The organism is Dactylosporangium sp. NBC_01737, assembly GCF_035963215.1.
In the GTDB taxonomy this organism is placed as follows: Bacteria; Actinomycetota; Actinomycetes; order Mycobacteriales; family Micromonosporaceae; genus Dactylosporangium.
On the sequence record NZ_CP109153.1, the window covers coordinates 12,521,813 to 12,542,380 of the forward strand.

19 protein-coding genes are annotated in these 20,568 nt (G+C 70.7%); 8 read left to right on the forward strand and 11 right to left on the reverse strand.

The features are described from left to right. Positions 1-79: 79 nt before the first annotated feature. On the forward strand, positions 80-2,764 hold the full coding sequence (locus OHA72_RS57635) for a hypothetical protein (protein WP_327004568.1): 2,685 nt from the start codon (positions 80-82) through the stop codon (positions 2,762-2,764). Positions 2,765-2,837: 73 nt separating this feature from the next. Here OHA72_RS57635 and OHA72_RS57640 read toward each other — a convergent pair whose 3' ends face one another. Next, positions 2,838-4,751 (reverse strand): DUF4118 domain-containing protein, encoded by a 1,914-nt coding sequence (locus OHA72_RS57640; RefSeq protein ID WP_327004569.1) that lies wholly within the window; start codon positions 4,749-4,751, stop codon positions 2,838-2,840. 285 nt (positions 4,752-5,036) lie between these two features. Here OHA72_RS57640 and OHA72_RS57645 point away from each other — a divergent pair, with 285 nt between their 5' ends. The 3 genes from OHA72_RS57645 (at position 5,037) to OHA72_RS57655 (ending at position 6,814) form a co-directional block, all read left to right on the forward strand. Continuing rightward, positions 5,037-5,306: a DUF1876 domain-containing protein gene (locus OHA72_RS57645; RefSeq protein WP_327004570.1), complete on the forward strand. Its 270-nt coding sequence runs from the start codon at positions 5,037-5,039 to the stop codon at positions 5,304-5,306. Between the two features lie 57 nt (positions 5,307-5,363). Next, positions 5,364-6,167, forward strand: a complete 804-nt coding sequence (locus tag OHA72_RS57650) for an STAS domain-containing protein (protein ID WP_327004571.1) — start codon at positions 5,364-5,366, stop codon at positions 6,165-6,167. Positions 6,168-6,514: 347 nt separating this feature from the next. Further along, entirely contained in the window at positions 6,515-6,814 is a 300-nt protein-coding gene (locus OHA72_RS57655; protein WP_327004572.1) for a hypothetical protein, read from the forward strand. A gap of 21 nt (positions 6,815-6,835) precedes the next feature. Here OHA72_RS57655 and OHA72_RS57660 read toward each other — a convergent pair whose 3' ends face one another. From OHA72_RS57660 to OHA72_RS57670, 3 genes are all read right to left on the reverse strand, one after another. After that, a complete protein-coding gene (locus tag OHA72_RS57660; RefSeq protein WP_327004573.1) occupies positions 6,836-7,774 on the reverse strand; it encodes a PDR/VanB family oxidoreductase in 939 nt (312 codons plus the stop codon). Between the two features lie 690 nt (positions 7,775-8,464). Then, positions 8,465-8,833: a VOC family protein gene (locus OHA72_RS57665; RefSeq protein ID WP_327004574.1), complete on the reverse strand. Its 369-nt coding sequence runs from the start codon at positions 8,831-8,833 to the stop codon at positions 8,465-8,467. Positions 8,834-8,866: 33 nt separating this feature from the next. Further along, positions 8,867-9,319 carry an SDR family oxidoreductase gene (locus tag OHA72_RS57670; RefSeq protein ID WP_327004575.1) on the reverse strand — a complete coding sequence of 151 codons (453 nt, stop codon included), beginning with the start codon at positions 9,317-9,319 and terminating at the stop codon, positions 8,867-8,869. A 28-nt stretch (positions 9,320-9,347) separates the two neighbouring features. Between OHA72_RS57670 and OHA72_RS57675 the strand changes: the two genes are divergently transcribed. Continuing rightward, positions 9,348-9,794 carry a zinc-binding dehydrogenase gene (locus OHA72_RS57675; protein WP_327004576.1) on the forward strand — a complete coding sequence of 149 codons (447 nt, stop codon included), beginning with the start codon at positions 9,348-9,350 and terminating at the stop codon, positions 9,792-9,794. Positions 9,795-9,998: 204 nt separating this feature from the next. Here the strand turns inward: OHA72_RS57675 and OHA72_RS57680 are convergent, their stop codons facing one another. The 3 genes from OHA72_RS57680 to OHA72_RS57690 all read right to left on the reverse strand — a co-directional run bounded on the left by OHA72_RS57680 (position 9,999) and on the right by OHA72_RS57690 (position 13,624). Beyond that, positions 9,999-11,327 (reverse strand): alpha/beta fold hydrolase, encoded by a 1,329-nt coding sequence (locus OHA72_RS57680; RefSeq protein WP_327004577.1) that lies wholly within the window; start codon positions 11,325-11,327, stop codon positions 9,999-10,001. Positions 11,328-11,747: 420 nt separating this feature from the next. After that, positions 11,748-12,395 carry an ABC-2 membrane transporter-related protein gene (locus OHA72_RS57685; protein WP_327004578.1) on the reverse strand — a complete coding sequence of 216 codons (648 nt, stop codon included), beginning with the start codon at positions 12,393-12,395 and terminating at the stop codon, positions 11,748-11,750. Positions 12,396-12,763: 368 nt separating this feature from the next. Further along, positions 12,764-13,624, reverse strand: coding sequence for an SDR family NAD(P)-dependent oxidoreductase (locus OHA72_RS57690; protein ID WP_327004579.1), 861 nt, complete (start codon positions 13,622-13,624; stop codon positions 12,764-12,766). A gap of 174 nt (positions 13,625-13,798) precedes the next feature. Here OHA72_RS57690 and OHA72_RS57695 point away from each other — a divergent pair, with 174 nt between their 5' ends. Continuing rightward, positions 13,799-14,725 carry a helix-turn-helix transcriptional regulator gene (locus OHA72_RS57695; RefSeq protein ID WP_327004580.1) on the forward strand — a complete coding sequence of 309 codons (927 nt, stop codon included), beginning with the start codon at positions 13,799-13,801 and terminating at the stop codon, positions 14,723-14,725. Positions 14,726-14,738: 13 nt separating this feature from the next. On the opposite strand, the gene OHA72_RS57700 is transcribed toward OHA72_RS57695, so the two are convergent. Then, positions 14,739-15,107 (reverse strand): MerR family transcriptional regulator, encoded by a 369-nt coding sequence (locus tag OHA72_RS57700; protein ID WP_327004581.1) that lies wholly within the window; start codon positions 15,105-15,107, stop codon positions 14,739-14,741. Between the two features lie 56 nt (positions 15,108-15,163). On the opposite strand from OHA72_RS57700, the gene OHA72_RS57705 reads away from it, so the two are divergent. Further along, on the forward strand, positions 15,164-16,312 hold the full coding sequence (locus OHA72_RS57705; RefSeq protein WP_327004582.1) for a serine hydrolase domain-containing protein: 1,149 nt from the start codon (positions 15,164-15,166) through the stop codon (positions 16,310-16,312). A 46-nt stretch (positions 16,313-16,358) separates the two neighbouring features. Here OHA72_RS57705 and OHA72_RS57710 read toward each other — a convergent pair whose 3' ends face one another. After that, positions 16,359-16,745 carry an anthrone oxygenase family protein gene (locus OHA72_RS57710; RefSeq protein WP_327004583.1) on the reverse strand — a complete coding sequence of 129 codons (387 nt, stop codon included), beginning with the start codon at positions 16,743-16,745 and terminating at the stop codon, positions 16,359-16,361. Here OHA72_RS57710 and OHA72_RS57715 point away from each other — a divergent pair. Beyond that, complete coding sequence (locus tag OHA72_RS57715) at positions 16,730-17,266, forward strand: TetR/AcrR family transcriptional regulator (protein ID WP_327004584.1); 537 nt, start codon at positions 16,730-16,732, stop codon at positions 17,264-17,266. The genes OHA72_RS57710 and OHA72_RS57715 overlap by 16 nt on opposite strands. A gap of 441 nt (positions 17,267-17,707) precedes the next feature. Here the strand turns inward: OHA72_RS57715 and OHA72_RS57720 are convergent, their stop codons facing one another. Next, positions 17,708-19,957 (reverse strand): bifunctional polysaccharide deacetylase/glycosyltransferase family 2 protein, encoded by a 2,250-nt coding sequence (locus tag OHA72_RS57720; RefSeq protein WP_327004585.1) that lies wholly within the window; start codon positions 19,955-19,957, stop codon positions 17,708-17,710. Further along, a complete protein-coding gene (locus tag OHA72_RS57725; RefSeq protein ID WP_327004586.1) occupies positions 19,954-20,481 on the reverse strand; it encodes a hypothetical protein in 528 nt (175 codons plus the stop codon). Before OHA72_RS57725 ends, OHA72_RS57720 begins: the two co-directional genes overlap by 4 nt. Positions 20,482-20,568: the final 87 nt, after the last annotated feature.

Genomic DNA, 20,568 nt, shown 5'->3' on the forward strand with positions numbered 1-20,568 from the left:
GTAAAACGCACAAGGTCGCCAATGAGTCGGCGCTCGGCGACCGCCATACATCCCATGTATGTCCGCCGAAAGGAAGCAGATGCTCCCGAGAGTCCGACGCAAGCCCCTGCTCATCGGGGCAACAGCAGTAGTCACAGGTGCAGCGGCCGGGTTCGCGCTGATCCTGCCCATGCCGCAGGCCTCGGCGGCGACCGCGGCGACCTTCTATGCGTCGCCGGCCGGTGCCGGGTCGGCGTGCACGCAAGCCGCTCCGTGCGCGCTGGCGGGCGCGCAGAGCGCGGTGCGCGCCAAGCTCGCGGCCGATCCCGGCGCGGACGTCCAGGTGCTGCTCGGCGACGGCACGTATCAGCTGTCGAGCACGTGGAAGTTCACCGCGGCCGACTCGGGCAGCGCCGGACATCCCGTGGTGTGGCGTGCCGCGCCCGGCGCCTCGCCGCTGATCTCCGGCGCGACCCGGGTGACCGGCTGGGCACAGGACGGCACCAGCGGCGTCTGGTCCGCGCCGGTGCCGGCGGGCAGCGAGACCCGGCAGGTGTACGTCGACGGCGTGAAGGTGCCCGTGGCCGGTGCGACGGTGCCGGAGCTCGGGTGGAGCGGCAGTTGGGCCGGGTCGTCGACCGGGTACACCATCAACGGCGACGCCACTGCGAGGGCGTGGTTCGGCGCTCGCACGGCGGCCGAGGTGGCGAAGGTGGAGTTCGACTATCCCGGTGGCAACGGCCCGTGGACGCAGTCGCGGTGCCGGGTCGCGGGCTACTCCGCGAGCACCGCGACGCTGACGATGGCGCAGCCCTGCTGGACGAACGTCACCAACCGGGCCGCCTTCAGCCAGGGCAGCGGCGGCCTGCCGTCGATGTCGGTGAACACCAAGCCGGCCCGGGTCGACAACGCCAGGGCACTGCTCAGCCCCGGCGAGTGGTTCCTGGACTCGGCGGCGAACCGGCTGTACTACCAGCCCCAGTCCGGGCAGCAGATGCAGAACCTCGACGTGCAGCTGCCCCGCCTGGAGTCGCTGCTGCAGGGTGCGGGCACGCTCGCCAGCCCGCTGCACGACATCACGTTCACCGGGTTGCAGTTCTCCTACGCCACGTGGAACGACCCCTCACGCCCGGCGGGCTTCTCCGACGTGCAGAGCAACCTGCGCATCACCGAAGCCCGCAACCAGGGCATGTGCACGTTCGCCAACCCGGCGGGCAGTTGCCCGTGGGGCGCGCTGACCCAGCCCATGGCCAACGTCGCGTTCACCGCCACCACCAACCTCACCCTGGCCGGCAACCGGTTCGTCAACCTCGGCGGCGCGGGTCTCAGCGTCATGTACGGCGCCCGCAACACCCTCATCCAGGGCAACGAGTTCACCGCCATCGCCTCGACCGGGCTCCTGCTGGGCTGCACCTACGACCCGACGCCGACGAACGCTTCCGAGGCGCAAGGGATCAAGAACCACTGCACGCCCGATCCCTCGGCGGTCGCCGGCGACAGCATCGGACTCAACGAGATCCTCACCGACACCACCGTGTCCGACAACGTGATCCACCACATCGGCACCGAGTACACCTCCGCGTGCGGCATCACGCTGCTGTTCTCCCGCGGCACGAAGATCACGAACAACGCGCTCTACGACCTGCCCTACACCGCCATCACCGCGGGCGTCATCCAGGGCCACGTGGATCAGGCGAGCACGCCGCAGAACTCCACCAACATCAACGAGCGCAACACCATCAGCAACAACCTGTTCCACGACTACATGTCGGTGCGCAGCGACGGCGGCGCGATCTACGTCGAGGGCCACCAGGCCGGCTACGTCAACAGGTCCGACGGCACCATCGACCCGGTCGCGACCCTGGCCAAGGGCCTGCAGGTCAAGGGCAACGTCGCCTTCAACGGGCGCAACACCAACTTCACCTACTACGACGACGCCGGCGCCGAATGGATCAACTGGGAAGGCAACGTCGCCTTCAACGCCGGCGGGTCCGCGCAGGGCGGCTGCAGCCCCACCGGCCACTTGTGGATCCGCAACAGCTACTTCTCCGCCCCCACCCAGTCGTACCCCTGCGCTCAACCGGTCGACTCGAACGCCTCCGGCAACGTCTCAATACCAGCGGCACCAGGTCCCGGTCACATCCCGGCCGGCATCCTCGCCGCTGCGGGGCTGACCTCCGCATACGTCGCGCAGCCGAACGCCGGCGCTCCGCAGGTCCGGTACATCTCGGCGACGAACGCCGCGCAGGTCCTCATCGGCGGGCACGGCTTCACCGCCGCGACCCCGGTGTTCGTCAAGAACGTGCGGGTCACGGGGGTGCAGTTCGTCTCCGGCGGGTTCCTGATCGTGCCCGTCCCGGCCGGGACCACGGCGGGCGACATCCGCGTCGGCGACGGCGGCGGACCGGCCACCGCGGGGCGCATCGACGACACCGACAGCCGCATCATCTACGGCGGCTTCAGCCAGCAGTCCGGGCGGACCTTCGGCGACCTCAACGGCGACGTGCACTTCGCCACCGCCAACGGATCGACCGCCACGCTGACGTTCACCGGCACCGGCATCGCCGTCTACGGTGAGCAGAACACCGACCAGGGCAACATCGGCATCAGCATCGACGGCGGCACACAACAAACCGTCAGCACCCTCCCCACCGACGGCGTCCGCCACGCCAACGTCGCCGTGTACAGCAGAACCGGGCTCAACGCCGGCACCCACACCATCGTGGTCACCAAACTGTCCGGCAGCTACGCCGTCCTCGACGGGTTCGCCGTCACCTCGGCCTGACCGTCACGCCCCCAGGGCCGGGTGATGGCGTGCCACTACCACGCCATCACCCGCGGGTCCGGCCTCATGGTCGTCATCCGCGCGACGAGACGAGCGGAAGCACCGTGACCGCGGCGCTCGAATCCGGCTCGGCGAGCGGGATCTCCGCGCTCAGGGTCGTGCCCTGCGCCGGCGGGCTGACGATGCCGAACCGGCCTCCCAACGCCTCGACGCGGTCGCGCAGGCCGACAAGTCCCGTTCCGCCGTCTGGCTTGGCCCCGCCGATACCGTCGTCGCAGACCGCCAGCCACACGCGCCGCGCGTCGGCGTTCACCGTGACACAGGCGACGGATGCCCGTGCGTGCTTGACGATGTTGGTCAGCGCCTCCGAGACCACGTAGTACACGGCCACCTCCACCCGCTCGGGAAGCCTGCCCGCGACCTGCAGCCGCAGGTCGACCGGCACGACGCTGCGCCGGGCCAGTGTGCGCAGCATCGGGCAGATCCCGCCCTGGCTCAGCAGTGCCGGGTGAATGCCACGGGCGAGGTCGGTCATGCACTCGTGGATCTCGGTGAGATTCCGGACGGTCTCGGACACCAGCCGCCGCGCCGCCGGCAGGTCGTCCAGCGTCGAGTCCTCCGCGATGCGCAGCCGCAGGGCGAGTGCGACGATGCGCTGCTGCGGCCCGTCGTGGAGGTCCCGTTCGATGCGGCGCCGGGCGTCGTCCGCCGCGGTGACCAGCCTGACGCGGGATGCGATGAGCCGGGCGCGGTTCTCGGTGTTCGCGATCATGGTGGAGACGAGCTCGGTGAAGGCGAGCAGGCGTCGCTCCGCGGCGTCGGGGATCGGCTCCGGCTCGTAGGACATGACGAGCGTGACCCCCCACAGCTCACCGTCGACCACGATCGGCACGCCGAGGCCGCGGTGGAGGCCGCGGGCCTGCAGTTCCCTGGCGATCGGCCCGGTGGCGGTGTCGTAGTCGATCCTCGCCGTGCTGTGGGTACGCAGGATCGTGCCGACGATGTTCTCACCCGCAATGGGCAGCCTCGGTTGGTTGTACAGCAGCTGCCCGCTCTTGTCGCGTTCTGAGATCGCCGTGACGGTACGGTCCGGCTCGTACCGCAGCAGCGCGGTGTGGAACCCCGGGAACAGGCAGTGCAGTTCGGCCGTCACCGCCGCGAACACCTCTGCGGACGGTCCGCCCGTGGCCACCATCGTGGCCACCCGCTTGAGTGCCGCCTGCTCCGCCAGCAGCGTCTGGGTCGCCTGCTGACTGGCCCGCAGGGTACCGATGAGCTCCTGGCGCTCCACGGCGGTGTGGACGATCTCCTCCAGTGCGGGGCCGAGCCGGTCGCGGAGGCGGTCCAGCGTCGCCGGCGGGGTGGTGCCGGGAACGACGAGCCGCACCACAGGGCGCTCCCTGGCACCGAGTTCGAGCACGGTCGCACCGGCGATCCTGTCCACTGTCGATGCGTCGCCGACCTCGATCGACACGCGCGGGAGGCCGAACCTGGTCGCCAGGCAACGGGCTCCCGCCTGGAGCCCGGACGGCAGTTCGTCCTGGCCGAGGATCTGGCGGGCGACCTCGGCGGCGATGTCCGCCTCGGCCGCCCGCTGTTGCGCCTCCACCGCCCGCTCCCGGGCGAGGTCGGCCAGCCCGCCGCTGGCCAGCGCGACGATCGCGAAGATCACGGCCCGTGGGACGTCCTGCGCCAGGCTCAGGTGCAGCCCGCTCGGGGGAACGTGGACAAGGTTGAACACCACCGCGCTGGCCAGCGCGACGCCGACGCCGAGCCGGGCGCCCCACACGGTCGTCAGCGCCACCACGCCGAGGACGTAGACGGCAGCATTCGGTTGGCTCTGCGGGTCCACGGCATGCAAGGTCGAGAGCATGACCGTCTCGGCGACGACGACCACCGCCGCGACGGCGACGCCGACGAGGAGCGGTGGCGGCGTCGTCGGCAACCACGCCGTGAGCCTGCGCCGGACACCGTTGGTCACCGTCATACCGCCTCCCGGGCGGCGAGGTCGCGTCTGGAACCCGGGCCGTGCCGGGACCGGTCCGGCATGCACACGTCGACCGTTCGCCTTCGTACCGACGGTCAACACCACCCGATGCGGGTGACATCCCCCCGCCGCCCGGTGCGGTCCGGACGGGCGCCACGTCCTGCACGACATCGGTGGTGTGAGTGCCGCCACCGGGGGGAAGAGCCGTAGCACGGCGGGCTCCCCCGCCGAGGAGCCTGCGCCGACCGGCGTCCGAAGCCGCCGCACCGCTACAGGGAGGTTGACATGTCAACGGCCAAACATTGGAGCGTCGACGTCTACATCGGCGAGGACGACGGACGGACGTCGGCCGAAGCCCGTTTGCAGACCGGCGATGCCACCCAGCTCCGCGGATACGGCGTGGCGCGCCTCAATCCCGCGGACGAAGACGTTCCGGAGATCGGCGACGAGGTGGCGGTGGCGCGGGCGCTGACCGACCTCGGCCATCGCGTGCTGCTCGCCGCGGCGGCAGACATCCAGGCCACTTCCGACGCACCCGTGAGCCTGCACCGGTAGTCCGGTCGAGGTGGCCCGGTCGCCTGCGGGTGGCCGTCAGGACGCGGGAGACCGGGCGTGGCAAGGAGCCGCTCCGGCCCGCCGGCGCCGAGCTGGACCCTGACCGCAGACGTGCACGGCGGGCGGGGCGGGGTGGGCGTGGAGCTGTCCGTCGGGCCGGAGTCCACCACCGCGATCATGACCGCCGTCGTGGTGGGCCCGCTCGCCGCCGCACTCGGCTGGATCGTCGTCTACGCCGCGCTCAAGCTGATCGAGGTTGCCGGATTCCGGCGACTCGCCGCGTTCCGCCGCAGCGAACTGCTCCTCGCGCTCGCCGCACTGGGTGGCGTCCTCATCCTGGACATTCTCTACGGGGTGCTGCTCGCGGTCGCGCTCTCCGTCACCGAGATGCTCGCCCGGATCGCCCGTCCCCACGACGCGATCCTCGGCATCGTGCCGGGTCTGGCCGGCATGCACGACGTCGACGACTACCCCGCGGCGCAGACCACACCGGGTCTCGTGGTCTACCGGTACGACTCGCCCCTCTTCTTCGCCAACGCCGAGGACTTCCGCCGCCGCGCCCTCGCCGCTGTCGACGACCATCCCGGGCCGGTCGCCTGGTTCGTCCTCAACGCCGAGGCCAACATCGAGGTCGACATCACCGCACTCGACGCCCTCGAGGCGCTGCGGCGCAAACTGGACAGCCGCGGCATCATCTTCGCGCTGGCCCGGATCAAGCGGGACCTCCTCGACGACCTCGACGCGTTCGGCCTCACCGCGTCCGTCGGCCCCGACCGCATCTTCCCCACGCTGCCCACGGCACTGGCCGCGTACCACGACTGGCGACGCCGGCATTCCCCGACCGAACCCACCGGGCATTGATGCGGGCCGCCGCTCGCGCACCCGGCGGCACGTGGTGCAGGGCCGGCCCGACGACTGCCGTGCTGCGGGAGGCGATGACTCCGGCGGATGTCATCCTGCGGTTGGGCCGACCCAGCTTCCAATCAACCACGCTGCGATGTCGCCGTCGTCGGCCTGGCCGCTCGCCGTGGGTCGATGATCGGACACTTCCCTGCCGTCGAAGCGTCGACCCCGGTCGAGTGAACGGCGGGCCACGCCACCGGGCGCTGCGAGCCTGAGCAGGGAGTCCAGATCGCCTGCCCGGGGTGAGCGAAGACCGGCCATGATCGTGTTGTGTGCCTGATAGACCTGCAAGCAAGGAGAGCGCCGTGCCCACCAAGATCACGTTGATCATCGACAACCCCACCGACCCCGACGAGTTCGAGCGCGCGTACGCCGACGTGAAGGCGGCCGCCGGGGCGTTGCCCAAGGTCCAGCGGGTCGAGTCGGCCAAGGTGTGGCCGAAGGAGGACGGCACGCCCACGCCCGCGTACCGGACGCTCGACCTGTACTTCGCAAGCTACGAGGACGCCTCCGCCGCAGTCGCCACCCAGGCTGCCGCCGCCGTCTTCGGCGGGCTCCAGGCGACGCAGGCGACGTTCACGGGGCTGTTCTCGGACATCGAGTAGCCCCCGCTGCACCGACGGCCGTCAGAGGTCCAGCACGAGCCGGGGCGAGCGGGCGCGGCCGACGCAGATCATCATGACCTCGCCGCGCCGGCGTTCGGCGTCGGACAGGACGGTGTCGCGGTGGTCGGGGACGCCGGCGAGGACCTTCGTCTCGCAGGAGCCGCAGTAGCCCTCCTGGCAGGAGTACGCCGCATCGGGTACGGCGTGGAGGACCACGTCGAGCAGGGAGCGCTGCGGCGGCACGACCAGCACCATCCCGCTCTGGCGCAACTCCACCTCGAACGCCTCCCCACCGGGCGGGGGCGGCGCGGCGGTGCCGGTGAAGCGCTCGAGGTGCAGCTCCCTTCCGGCGGCCGCGCACACGGCGGCCGCGGCGTCCAGCATCGGGGCCGGACCGCAGGCATAGACGACCGTGTCCGGGGCGGTGGCCGCGACGATGTCGGCCAGCGGCAGGAGTCCCCCGGTGTCCTGCGGCCGCAGATGTACCGCGCCGGTCGGCAGCTCCGCGGTGAACGCCATCGCCGAGCGGTTTCGCCCGCCGTACCAGAGCGTCCACGGCACCCCGGCAGCGGCGGCCGCCCGGGCCATCGTGAGGATCGGTGTGATCCCGATGCCGCCGGCGAGAAACAGGTAGCGCGGCGCGGCGGCGAGTTCGAAGTGGTTGCGCGGCCCGAGCACCTCGAGGATCCGGCCGGCGAGGGCCGTCTCGTGGATCTCGCGGGAGCCGCCCCGGCCGTGGTCCTCCCGCAGCACCGCGATCCGGTACGAGGTCCGGTCGTCCGGGTCGCCGCACAGTGAGTACTGCCGCAGCTGGCCGCTGGGCAGCCGCAGGTCGATGTGCGCGCCCGGCCGCCACGGCGCGAGGGCGCGCCGGACGGTTCGGCGAGGCGCAGGGGAGAGTACCGCGTCGGCCTCCCAGGTGACCTGGGTGATCCGCAGCCGTTGGACGGCGCCGCTCATGGCCGGCCGAACCTGTAGATGTCCATGGTGGACTCCCCGGCCCGGATACGCCGCAGGTATTCGGACTCGGTGAGGCCCGCGCCTCGGCGGCAGCGGTGACCCGGGCGAGCAGCGGCGGCGCGTAGTCGAGCCCGTCCAGCGCATGACGGGGTCCGGTCGCAGCGGCCGCCTCGGCCCGCCAGTCCGGCCGCTCGAGCAGTGCGCGCAGATCCGGGTGGCCCAGGTCGACCGCGCCGTCCTCGTCGACGCGAACCGCACGGGTGCGGCCCCGCCGTGCGAATCGTGGCCAGCCTCATCGCCGGCACCGCGTCGGGCTGCGGCGCCTGCGGCATCGGCCCGCCCGTTGTGTCCACAGTGGATTCAGGTCGGCGTCGGCGAAGTCCTGATACGGCGGGTCCAGGGCGCTGGGCTCGCGGACGTCCACGGCGGCAACGTACGACCGCTGCGCGCAGGGCGTCCATCAACACCGACGCTTTTCCGCAGGGCGGAACCCACCCCGGCCCAGGCGGTCACGGGTTCCGTGCGCAACGCCACCGGGCAGGCGTCCGCGGGCGGCGGAGCCCGCCCGGTGCAGTTTGTGCCAGCACAGCTGCAGTGGCAGGACCCACAGGCCGCGGAGCTTCTCCTTGTCCAGGCGGAAGGCGACGACAGCGGTGAGGACCTGCTCGCACTTCCTGCGCCTGGCGGTATTCAAGCCGATCGAAGGCAGAAGGGGTGCCCGGCCGGGCTGGCGTAGACCCGGCCGCCCTTCAGCGCGGCGGGGTCGACGTCGTCGGTGGGCGCCAACCGGCGTGCACCGGCTTCGAGAGCCAGCCCGTCCGCGGCCGCGAGGTCGTCCGTCGTCAGGTCGACGTGCATCTGCTGGGCGTTGCCCTGCGGCCACTGCGGGGGGACGTGGCCCGGAGCCAGTTGGATCACGAATGCGGGGAACCCGTCGATGTGCAGGAAATGGTGGGTTGGGGTCTTCGCGATCGAGCCGCCCAGCAACCGGTACCAGAACGCGCTCTCGGCTTCCAGTTCGCCGGCGTCGATGATGACGGCGCTGAGGTTGATGTTCATGCTCGTTTTCCGTCCTGCCTGCTCGGTCTGGGCTCAGACCACCGGGATGATGCCGCCGTCGACGCGGAACTCGGCTCCCGTGAGCCACTTCGCGCGCTTGGAGGCGAGGAACGCGATCATTTCCGCTACGTCCTCGGGATCGCCGGGCCGGCCCATCGGCACGTTCAGGTGATCCACGATCTGCTGCGTGACGTGCTTCACGCTGGTGTCCTGCTGATCGGCGATCCGTCGCAGGTGCTGGGTTGCACCTTCGGTGACGACGAAGCCGGGGAGGACACACACGACCCGTACTCCGTGTTGTCCCACTTCGGTCGCCAGCTCGCGGCTGTAGGCGTTGAGGGCCGCCTTCGCTGCGGCGTAGGACGATTCGGTGCGCTGCGGCAGCCGGCTCGCGATCGACGAGACGTGCACGACGACGCCGGAGCCCCGCTCGACCATTCCCGGGACCAGGGCCCGGTCGAGCCGGACGGCGCTGAGCAGATTCATCGCCAGGTCCGCATGCCAGGCGGCCCGGGTGACCGCGCTCGTCCGCGACGCCACCGCGTCCGGGGGCGAGCTGCGCCGGATCGGCGCCGCGGCGACCGTCGAGCAGCTCGACGGCGACTTCGACTTCGTGCTCGACGCCGTCGGCGGCGAGGTGTTCGGTCTGGCCATCGAGCATCTGGCGGCGTATGGCCTGCTGGTGAATGTCGGCACACCGAGCCACGACGCGACGGTCACCTTCCGCGCCAGCCGGCTGGACCGGGCCACCGGCGCGGCCATCCGCACCCTCAACCTGCCCGACGAACTGGTCCGCCACGCCAGCGGCGCCGCCGACCTGCGCCGGCTCTGCGAGCTGGTGCTCGACGGTCGCCTCGATCCCCAGATCGGCCACGAGGCCTCCTGGCGGGAGATCGCGGACGCGATCGACGCGCTGCTGACCCGCCGGGTCGGCGGGAAAGTCGTGCTGCACGTGGACTAGCGGCGCCGCTCTTGCAGGGCTCCGGCGACTGAACGGACAGCGTCTCCATGATCGGGTGCGCTCGGTAACGGCCACTGGCCGTCGCAGGTTCAGCTGTCCGTGAAAGCTCGTGTTGTCGACGGCACCTCAGGGAGGTGCCCCTCCTGACGTTTCCGTGCAGGAAGGGCACCTTCGTGCCACCCACGAACAGTCGGCTTGATGACGTCAGAGGTCCAGGACGTTGATGGAGATGCGGTCGGTGCTGGACGGCCAGTTCGGCACCGTGAACTGCTGGACGCCCCCGCCGGCCCGTGAGGTGATGTTGAGGGCGATCGTGCCCGACGCGGTCGGGCTGGCCGGGATGTAGATGTCTGCCCCGGTGATGAACGTTTCGTCGAAGTCGGCGAGCGCGGTGGTCAGGTTGGTCTGCTTGTCGGTGTTCTGGTCGTGCGCGAAGATCCCGATGGCCCGCTTGTCCCGCGGTGCGGTGACCGGGTTCAGGATGTTTGTGCCGTTGATGGCCAGCACATCGTTGCCGGACGAACCCTGGTCACCCCACCATTCCTTGTAGCGGCTGATGGAGAGCGCGCTGTGGGCCGGACTGACCGGTACCCGTGCGCCGATGCCCTCGCCGGGACGGTTGGTGAGCAGGCGGATCAGCTGGTCGGTGCGTTGGAACGGTTGGAAGTACTGGTGCTGCACCTGTCCCCCGCCCTGTTCGATGGCGAACTCGTACCGGGCCGCCGGGTTTGCCGCGAAGGCCGGGAACGAGCCGTCACCGGCGAGTTGGAAGGTCGCCACGGCCTGGCCGGTGGTCCGCTGTCCGGTGGCGGCCGCAACCTCGTACACGGTGACCCGCATGCCGGAAGCGCCTGCGTTGCTCGGGAAGAGCACCACCTTGCCGGAGAGCTGCACCGTGCCGGTCTGCGGCGTGACCGCCGTGGTGGCCGGGTTGGTGCCGTTGAAGAACCGGTACATCTGGGTGAAGCTCTGGGTCGACGTGACGGTCTGGGTGTGCGACTGGTCGCGCTGGTACACGTTCGTGGCGCCACCGATCCGGCGCAGGATCGAACCCTCGCCCCAGATCGCCAGCGTGGGCACCCCGCCAGGCTGCCACAGGGCCGTCGAACCGTCCAGGTTCACGTAGTGCGCCACCTTCGCCGCTCGCGAGGGTCTGTCGAGGTAGCTCTGGCTGAGGAAGGTGCCGAGGGAGTGGGCGACGAGTTCGACCTTGTCCGCGCCGGTCTGCTGCAGCAGCGCGTTGATGCGCTGTTCCAGGCGGTTCAGCACGGCCGTACTCGACTCGGCGGCGAACGTGTAGTCGTAGTCGATGGCGTCGATGCTGGTGACCGGATAGCCGTTGCTCGCGAAGCGTTTGGCCTGGGTCTCGAACTGGGCGGCCGAGCCGGCGGCGCCGTGGACGAAGATGACAGGGCGGACAACGGCGGCGGCCGCCGGCTCGGCGCTCGGGATCATGATCGCGAGTGGCACCACCACCAGCGAGATCGCCGCGGCGACGGCGACCGCGAGGCGGCCCTTGCGATGTTGAGACATGCCTGTGCCTGGATGCATCGATACCTCCGAGAGCGGGGCCTGGCGTTGCAGTGTGCCCCGGCAGCCCTGTCGGCGGCATCGGCATTGGTATCGGCTATTTTGCCAGTCCTGACCGGATCGGCAGTTCGGGCCCAGCGGCCGTCGCCGGCGCCAGGCGACACTCCACGGCAGGTATGCGCAGGTCCTTCACTGCTGGTCACGAACCAACCGTGCAGGCGGGCAGCTCACTTACGGGGTGATCGGCGACCTGAGCCCTTTGACCGGAGCGGTGGAGTCCCAAGCCGGCTCCATCTTGGACAAGATCAGGTGCGAGTTCATCGGCACGAAGGCGCACCGGCCCTGCAAACCTCGCCGCCTGCGCGGGTGCACGGACCGTGACAGTCACCAACGAGCCGCCGTACGCGGTCGGCGGCACGAACGTCAGGCGATGCGGCGGATGCGGCGGACGGCGAGCCAGAGGAGCAGGGCGGCGAGAGCTGTGAAGAGGCCGGCCTCGATCAATTGGAAGGTCAAGTACCGGTCGGCGGGTTGGAGGACGTGGTGGTTGTAGGCGCCGGGCTGCAGGCCGAGTCCGGTGTCGGCGGGGCATGAGGTATTGCCGGTGGGGCAGCGGATGCTGCCGGTGGTGACGACTGTGCCGTCGGGTTGGCGGACGTCGCTGGACAGGAGCCAGCTGCCGTCCGGGACTGTGGTGGTGCCGGCGCCGAGAATCTGGTCGGTGACGGTGGGGTGCTGGTAGTGCGGCCGGGCGAGTAGCGCCACGAGCGCGCGGGTGCTGATAAAACCCGCCAGGGTCAGCGCCGTCGCTGGCAGGGTCTTCGGCACGACGGTGCCGGCCAGGACGCCCAGGGCAACCGCGAACAGTGTGTAGCCGACGGGCGCGACGCCCTGCAGGTCGAAGAAGACCTCGGTGAAGCGGCTCTCGCGGACATCGATGTGACTCAGGGGTGCGTACCACCAGGAGAGGCCGGCGCCGTAGGCGACGGCGAACATGGTTACCGCGGCCCCGAGCAGGCCGCATTTGACCAGGGCCCAGTGCCGACGGCTGATGCCCTGCGTCCAGATCATCCGGTGGGTGCCAGCGGATCCGTGCGCTGTCAGGGCGCATGACCTGCGCTCAACGACTACTGAGCGAGACGACGCCGACGTACGCCAGGCCACCACCGCAGGAACAACACTGCCGTTGCACCTCGGCGCCGTCTCCCCACCCGCACATCGAATACCCCGGCACGGCGACCGGTCTGCGGTGGTGCTCTACACGGTGCCCGGCGACGGCCACACCATCCCCGGCCGCGTAAGGCACCGGCCACCCTCGGCCGGACCAACCAGGACATCAGCACGGCCAACCTGATCGGCGAGTTCTTCGGCCTGTCGCGGTAGGCGCCGGCACGGAAACTCCTTGCGGCACGGCGTCGGCCAGGGTGCGCGTGGCGCTGTCAGGCACCAACGGCGATGTCGGTGCTGGTGGCGAGCTGCTGGCCGGCCTCGATGTCGTCGCTCAGCGCCTCGATGCGAGCCTTGGCCAGGCCGTAGGAGTCCGAGCCGAGGATCTGGTGCAAGGGGGCGACGCCGGTCCGCGCGATCGTGATGATCGCGGTGGCGGCTTTCGCGGGGTCGCCGAGCTGGGTTCCCGGCATCGCCAGATGGGCGTCGGTCATCTCTCGGATGGCGTCGTAACCGTCGGCGACCCGTGTGGGCAGGCGCAGGCTGTCGGTACGCAGGAAGTCGGTGCGCATGTAGCCGGGTTCGACCAGATTGACGTTGATGCCGAAGGCGGCGAGCTCGCCGGCCAGGGAGCTGGTGAGGCCCTCCAGAGCGTATTTGGCGGCGCAGTACGCGCCCCAGCCCGGGAAGGCGGTCAGCCCCAGGATGGAGGAGATGTTGAGGATGTGGCCCTCGCGGCGCTCCCGCATCCCCGGCAGGACGGCACGCAGGACGTTCCACGTGCCGAAGACCTGAACATCGAACAGTTCCCGCGCCTCGGCGTCGGTGACCTCCTCGACGGCGCCGAGCAGGCCGTAACCGGCGTTGTTGACCACGACGTCGATAGCGCCGAACCGGTCGGTGGTCTCGGCGACGGCCACGCCGACAACCTTCTCGTCAGCGAGGTCCAGCGGCAGGATCAGCAGCCGGGACGTGTCCGCGGAGCCCAGCGCCGTGCTGAGCCGCTCGGGCGAGCGGGTGGTCGCGGCGACGTTGTCACCGCGCTGCAGCAGCTGCTTGACCAGCTCGAGACCGAGCCCGCGGGAAGCTCCGGTGACGAACCAGGTTGCGGGTCGGGTGGTGGGGTACGGCATGGGAATGTCTCCTTGACGGTGTGCGATCGATGGCGTCCCCGCGGCGGGGTTGCCATTTCATGCTGGCTCGCCCCGCTGGCCGCCGACACGGTCAGCCGAGCCCTCTCATGCCTGGGAACGACGTGCCCACGCAACGTCTGGCCGCCGCATCTTCCACGGCGTCATCATTGAGGAATGGCAGGACAGGCAGATCTGGGTGACTTCTTGCGCAAGTGCCGGGCCGATATGACGCCGGAGGCCGCGGGCATCGCCGGCTACGCCGGCGAGCCCGGCCGAAGGGTGCGCGGCCTACGCCGGGAAGAGGTCGCTCAGCTCGCCGGGGTGAGCGTCGACTACTACACCCGGCTGGAGCAGGGTCGGCACGCCAGCCCGTCGACCGCGGTGCTCGACGCCTTGGGCCGGGTCTTTCAACTCGAGGCGGCCGCCCGCGCTCACCTCGCCGATCTGGCCCGACCGTCCCGGCATCGCGCCACGCAGATACCGGCCCAGCGCGTCCGGCCGGCGATGCAGCAGCTCATCGCGTCGATGATCGATCACCCGGCGTTCATCGTCGGCCGCCGGACGGACATCCTCGCAGCCAACCCGCTCGCGCGGGCCCTGCTCGCCGACTGGCCCAGCTTGCCTGTCCGGCAGCGCAACTACACGCGGTGGGTCTTCCTCGATCCGGCCGCCCGGGAGGCCTTCGTCAACTGGTCGACCGTGGCGGCCGAGGTGGTCGGCACCCTGCGTCTCTATGCCGGCCGGTTCCCCGACGACACCAAACTCAACGAACTGGTCGGGGAACTGACCATCAAGAGCCCGGAATTCCGGTCCTGGTGGAACGGACACCAGGTGCACGAGCGTACGCACGGAACCAAGCACATGAAGCATCCCACCGTTGGACCGATCACCATCCGCTACGAGGCGCTGGCACTGCCCGGCGACGAGGAACAGACGCTCTTCATCTACTCCACGGATCCCGGCAGCCCCTCGCACGACAACATGCGGCTCCTCGCGCTCTCCATCCAGCAGGGGCCGGACGCCACCAACGCCCGCCCCACCGCGGCACCCGACGCTGTCCGGCGCTCATCCCCGTACGACGCCATGACCGACTCGGTCTGACGGGCGTCGCGGCTCAGCGCGCGTGCCGCCGGAGGTCATTGAGGTAGTTGGCCACCGCGTCGCGGTTTCGGGTCAGGACATCGATGCGCTCGGTGAGCTTGTCCCGCTCCCGTTCGAGCGCGGCCACCGTCTCGGGGGTGACGCCTTCGAAGATGATGGGATCACGGGGTGATTCCAGGCAGGGCACGATCGCAAGAATGAGCTGGGTCGACAGGCCGGCTTTGAGCAGTTCGCGGATCTGCTGGACGCGGGCCAGGGTCGTCTCGCTGTAGTCACGGTAGTTGTTCGATCCACGGGTCGAGGTGATCAGGCCCCTCGCTTCGTAGAACCGCACCTGCCGCGGGGTCGCGCCCGCTCGCGCGGCCAGTTCACCGATACGCACCCTGCCGAAACTACCGCTTGACCTTGACACAAACGTCAAGGTTCGACGCTGTCGGCATGACTGAACTGCATGGAACTGTCAGCGGGTCGTTCGAGCCCGTCCGCCACGTGGTGCAGGAGCACCTGCGCGGCGCTGAGGTGGGGTTGTCGCTGGTCGTCGACCTTGACGGTGACCGGGTGCTGGACCTGTGGGGTGGCTGGCGTGACGCGGCCCGTACGCAGCCGTGGCAACGCGACACGATCACCAATGTGTGGTCCATCACGAAGACGGCGAGCAGTCTGGCTGCTCTGCTGCTCGTCGATGCCGGCGAACTGGACGTCTCCGCACCGGTGTCGCGGTACTGGCCCGAGTTCGCGGCGAACGGCAAGGAGCACGTCGAGGTGCGGCACCTGCTGTCCCATACCTCGGGTGTCTCGGGCCTCGATCACCCGGCGCAGCTCACGGGCCTGTACGACGTCCGGGCCGCGGCAGCCCGGATGGCGGCCCAGGCGCCTTGGTGGCAGCCCGGCTCGGCCTCCGGATACCACGTCCTGAACTACGGCCACCTGGTCGGCGAGCTGGTGTACCGCCTGACCGGCCTGTCGCTGCGTGAGTTCGTGCACCAGCACATCGCCGGGCCGCTCGGCGCCGACTTTCAGATCGGGCTGCGCGACGACGACGTTGCACGGGTCGCCGACGTCCTCACGCCGGCGGTCGACTTCGATCCCTCGGTACTGGATCACAGCACCGTGGCGTACAGGACGTTCACCGGTCCCTCGTTCAGCGCGGAGGTGGCCAACACCCCGGCCTGGCGCGCCGCGGACCTCGGCGCGGCCAACGGCCACGGCAACGCCCTGTCCGTGGCCCAGATCCTCGCGCCCGTCTCCCGCGCCGGCGACGCCGCCCACGGTCAGTTCCTCAAGCCCGCCACCGTCGAACGCATCTTCGACGAACAGTCCAACGGGCCGGACCTCGTCAGCGGGCTGCATGTGCGATGGGGCGTCGGATACGCACTGGCTGACCGTCGTACCCTGCCGTGGTTGCCGGGCGGCCGCATCGCGTTCTGGGGTGGCTGGGGCGGCTCGATGGCGATCATGGACCTCGACCGGCGCATGACGATCAGCTACGTCATGAACAACATGGGCGCCGACATCCTGGGCTCGGCGCGAGCCGCCGCCTACATCCGTGCCATCTACCGGGTCCTCGGCGTCGGCGATCAGTCCTGACCTGCCCGCTGCCGCCGGGGTGCAAGCACGGGGCGTGGTGCCGGGGTCAGCTGATGAGGCTTGCGCCCAGGGCGAGGACGGCCAGGCCCTGCAGGACGGCTCGGGGGACGATGATGCGGTCCCAGTCCCGTTGCAGGGTGCGCGCGTCGCCGGGAGTTTCGTGAGCGTCGGCGGCGGCGGTGAGTCTGCGGTTGATCGGTGCACTGATGCGCAGGTAGAGCAACACCCAGGCGACCAGCAGCAGGAATGCCGCTCCCGCGGTCGCCGATCCGGCGGGGTGGCCGGCCACCGCGGCGAGCACGGACGCGGCAGCGGCGGCGATGACGCCCAGGATTCCGGGAGCCGGCATTCGCCGGTCGGCGAAGCGGTGCAGGTTTCCCATGACCGTGGTGAGGGTGGCGTCGTCGACCTGCGCCAGTGCGGATCGTTGCACGAGCGCGCACCCTGGCCGAGCGTGAAGGCTGGGAGGCGGTCACCACGCGCAGACTGTCCACCGAGATCGAGTACAGCCAGCCGGTGCTGTACAAGCATTTCGGATCGATGGAGGACATCGTCGAAGCGGTCGCGCTGGAAGGCTTCAGCGAGCTCGCCGAGACACTGCGCGCGGCCCGTCGCGACAGCGCCGCGCCCGGCGACGAGATCGGCCGGGTTGCGGCCGCTTTCAGCGGCTTCGCCGCGCAGAACCCCGCGCTCTACGACGCGATGTTCACCCGGTCCACGCGACTGCACTTCGGTGTGGAGGACACCCCGGCGCCGCCGGCCGAAGCATTCAGTGAACTGCGCGAGGCAGTCGCCACCGTCACCGCTGCGCGCGACATCGACACGCTCACCGAGGTCGTGTGGGCGGCGCTGCACGGATTGGTCGTGCTCGGCCGCAACGGTCGGCTACGCCCGGGACATGACGCCGACCGCATCGAGGTCCTGCTCGCCCAGTTCCGCGCCGCCGGGTCCTGAAGTGACCACTTCGACAGCAAAGAGGCGATCCTGCAATCGCTGTTCGAGGAGCGCGGCACCGAGACCGAACAACTGCTGACCTGGCTGCGAGCGCAGCCCTGCACCCCGCAACTGCTGGAGGCGGCGAGGTCGTCATCGCCGTCGCCCAGCGGGCCGCGCGAGCCGTCCTCACCGAAGTCATGAGATGAGCTGACGACCGTTCCGCCCTGCAACCGCCGCCCTGGACCGCACCTCCGGCACGACGGCCCACACCACCCCGCTCACCGCCGGAACCGCCGTCTGCCAGTTCCTCGGCGGGGTTCCTGACCGTCGCCGGAACAGCGCGGGCTGCGGCCAGGCCGGCAGCAGAACGTGGTGCAGGGCCGGCCCGACGACTGCCGTGCTGCGGGAGGCGATGACTCCGGCGGATGTCATCCTGCGGTTGGGCCGACCCGGCTCCAATCAACCACGCTGCGATGTCGCCGTCGTCGGCCTGGCCGCTCGCCGTAGGTCGATGGACACGGCGTCGACCGCGGATCCGGTGCGCAACGCCGTGCGGGAATCCGCGGGCGGCGCCGCCCGAGGGGCTGGGGCGGCTGCGGCGGCGGAGCCCGCCCGGTGCAGCTTGTGCCAGCGCAGCCGGGCGCCGGTGAGGGCCGTGCCGAGGGACTGCAGCAGCACGAGGTACATGAGCTGGCGGTAGGCGATCTGCTGCAGTGGCAGGACCCACAGGCCGCGGAGCTTCTCCTTGTCGAGGCGGAAGGCGACGACGGCGGTGAGGACCTGCATCGCGAACATGGCCAGCCAGGCGGCGGTGGTGACCTTCCAGCTGGAGAAGCACAGGCCGTACACCAACATGACGTCGATGAGCGGGGCGAGCAGCGGCAGTGCGATGCCGAAGAACGCGACCAAGGGCAGGCCGACCCGCCCGAACCGGCCTGACGGGCCACGGTCCACGATGGCCCGGCGGTGCTTCCACATCGCCTGCATGGTGCCGTAGCTCCAGCGGTACCGCTGCAGCCACAGCTGCCGCAGGGTGGCCGGCGCCTCGGTCCAGGCGCGGGCGCGTTCCTCGTAGACGACGCGCCAGCCGGCGCGGCACAGCGCCATGGTCGCGTCGGTGTCCTCGGCGAGGGTGTCGTTGCTGATCCCGCCGATGTCCTGCAACGCCTCGCGTCGGAACGCGCCGATCGCGCCCGGGATGGTCGGCATGCAGCGCAGGGTGTCGTACAGCCGGCGGTCGAGGTTGAACCCGATGACGTACTCGATGTGCTGCCACCGGGCCACGATCGACCGGCGGTTGCCGACCTTGACGTTGCCCGCCACCGCGCCGACGGAGGCGTCGGCGAACGGCTGCACCAGGTGCCGAATCGAGCCGGGTTCGAAGACCGTGTCGCCGTCGACCATGACGATCAGTTCGTGCCGGGCCATGGCCACCCCGACGTTCAGCGCGTTCGGCTTGCCGCCGTTGGGGACCCGCACCACCCGAACGTTGGATAATCGCATCGCCTCCACGAGCGCCGCCGTGCCGTCGGTCGAGCCGTCATCGACGACCACCACCTCGATCCCGCCCGGATGGTCGCCGCCCGCGAGGGACCGCACCGCCGCCTCGATCCCCGCCTTCTCGTTGTAGGCCGGCACGATCACCGACACCGGCAGGCGCACCGGCGGGCCCCACCGCCACGACGCGGCCCGCCGTCGCCGCGCGTGCCGGCCCGCGAGCAGGAGCATCGTCACGGTCCGGGCGATCGTCAGCAGGCCGGCGGCCAGGAACAGCACGCGGAACGCGGCCGTCACCCAGTCGGCCAGCACGACGGCCGTGGCCAGTGCGAACGCGCGCCGCTGCTCGACCGCGCCCGTCGGCGCGCCGACGACGACCGCCTGTCCTGCGAGCGTGCGGGCCAGGCCCTGCGACAAGGTGGTGAAGGTGTAGCCGCGCCGCTGCATCATGGGTATGAACCTGTCCAGCGCCGCGACCGTCTGCGCGCGGTCGCCGCCGCCGTCGTGCATGGGCACGATCGCGCCCGAGTCGCCCTGCGGGGTCGCGCCGGCGATGATCGCGTCGACGCCGGGACTGCTCCAGTCCCGGCTGTCCGTGTCCGCCAGGATCGACAGATAGCCGAGCCGGCCGGCCTCCTGGATCAGCGGCCACTGGATGTCGTCGACGGCACGGACGCTGGAGGTGTACGGCAGCCGCAGCAGCGCCGACTTGGTGCCGGTGGCGTGCACGACGGCGAGCTGGGTCTGGGAGTACTCCAGCTCGCGCCGCCACCGTGGCAGGCGGTCCAGTCGCGGGTGCGTGAAGGTGTGGACGCCGATCTCGTCGCCGGCCCGGGCAAGCTCCGTGACGACCTCCGGGTGCCGGATCACCTGGGCGCCGACAACGAAGAACGTGGCGTTGACGTGGTGCCGGCGCAGCACCTCCACGACCCGCGGCGTCCACTGCGGGTCCGGGCCGTCGTCGAAGGTGAGGGCGATGGTGCGGGCCGGCAGCCGGTAGGAGCGCACCGTGCCGTTGCGGGTGTCGATGATCGGGCCGCCGTCGATGACCTCGGCCGGCACCTTGGTCCGCTGCCCGGGCTTCGCGGTGTGGTCGGGGCGGAACTCGGCATTGGCGTACGCCTCGACCAGCAGCGCGCCGACCAGCACGCTGAGCGCGATCACCCCGAAGATCAGCCGGCTGAACGACACCCGCCCCCGCGCCCGGGTCACGCCGGGCCCACCACGACGAGCACGGTGACGGCGGGGGCGGAGCTCTGCTGCGTCGCGGCCGGCGTGGCGGACGGGCTCGGCTCGGCCGGTGGGATCGACGGTGACGCGAGGGGCGCCACGCTCGTCGTCGCTTCGGGCGTCGGCTCGCCGGTCGCGGAGCCGCTCGGCCCGGCGGACGCACTCGGCGCGACCGGCGTGGGGCTGCCGCGGCCGGGGAGGCCGCCGGTGGTGCGCTTGCCGGCCTGAACGGGCGTCGGCGTGTTCTGGCGGGCCGGCGCGGGCGCGGACGCGGTCTGCCCCGGCGCCGGAAGCGACAGCAGGTCCAGCGGGCCGGTGAAGAGGAGCGCGGCGATCACGACCAGCACCGCATAGACCGACGCCGCTCCACCGGCCAGATGGAAGACGAATCGGATTCGGCGTCCACGGCGGCCCGTGGTGTCGACGAAGACTGGCGCTGACGCCTCACCGGCGGCGGCGACGGTGATGTCGTCCGCCTCACCGGCGGCCGGGGCTCTCACGGACACCGCGACAGCTTAGGAGCGACCTGCCGCCGGAATCACCGGAAGAACGGGCGTTGTCGAATCTCCTACCTCACTCACCTCGCGACCGCT

Bases quoted from the DNA above. Each gene is read 5' to 3' on its own strand.
- OHA72_RS57635 (WP_327004568.1), top strand. From the start codon at position 80: ATGCTCCCGAGAGTCCGACGCAAGCCCCTGCTCATCGGGGCAACAGCA.
- OHA72_RS57640 (WP_327004569.1), bottom strand. From the start codon at position 4,751: ATGACGGTGACCAACGGTGTCCGGCGCAGGCTCACGGCGTGGTTGCCG.
- OHA72_RS57645 (WP_327004570.1), top strand. From the start codon at position 5,037: ATGTCAACGGCCAAACATTGGAGCGTCGACGTCTACATCGGCGAGGAC.
- OHA72_RS57660 (WP_327004573.1), bottom strand. From the start codon at position 7,774: ATGAGCGGCGCCGTCCAACGGCTGCGGATCACCCAGGTCACCTGGGAG.
- OHA72_RS57665 (WP_327004574.1), bottom strand. From the start codon at position 8,833: ATGAACATCAACCTCAGCGCCGTCATCATCGACGCCGGCGAACTGGAA.
- OHA72_RS57670 (WP_327004575.1), bottom strand. From the start codon at position 9,319: ATGAATCTGCTCAGCGCCGTCCGGCTCGACCGGGCCCTGGTCCCGGGA.
- OHA72_RS57680 (WP_327004577.1), bottom strand. From the start codon at position 11,327: ATGTCTCAACATCGCAAGGGCCGCCTCGCGGTCGCCGTCGCCGCGGCG.
- OHA72_RS57685 (WP_327004578.1), bottom strand. From the start codon at position 12,395: ATGATCTGGACGCAGGGCATCAGCCGTCGGCACTGGGCCCTGGTCAAA.
- OHA72_RS57690 (WP_327004579.1), bottom strand. From the start codon at position 13,624: ATGCCGTACCCCACCACCCGACCCGCAACCTGGTTCGTCACCGGAGCT.
- OHA72_RS57695 (WP_327004580.1), top strand. From the start codon at position 13,799: ATGGCAGGACAGGCAGATCTGGGTGACTTCTTGCGCAAGTGCCGGGCC.
- OHA72_RS57705 (WP_327004582.1), top strand. From the start codon at position 15,164: ATGACTGAACTGCATGGAACTGTCAGCGGGTCGTTCGAGCCCGTCCGC.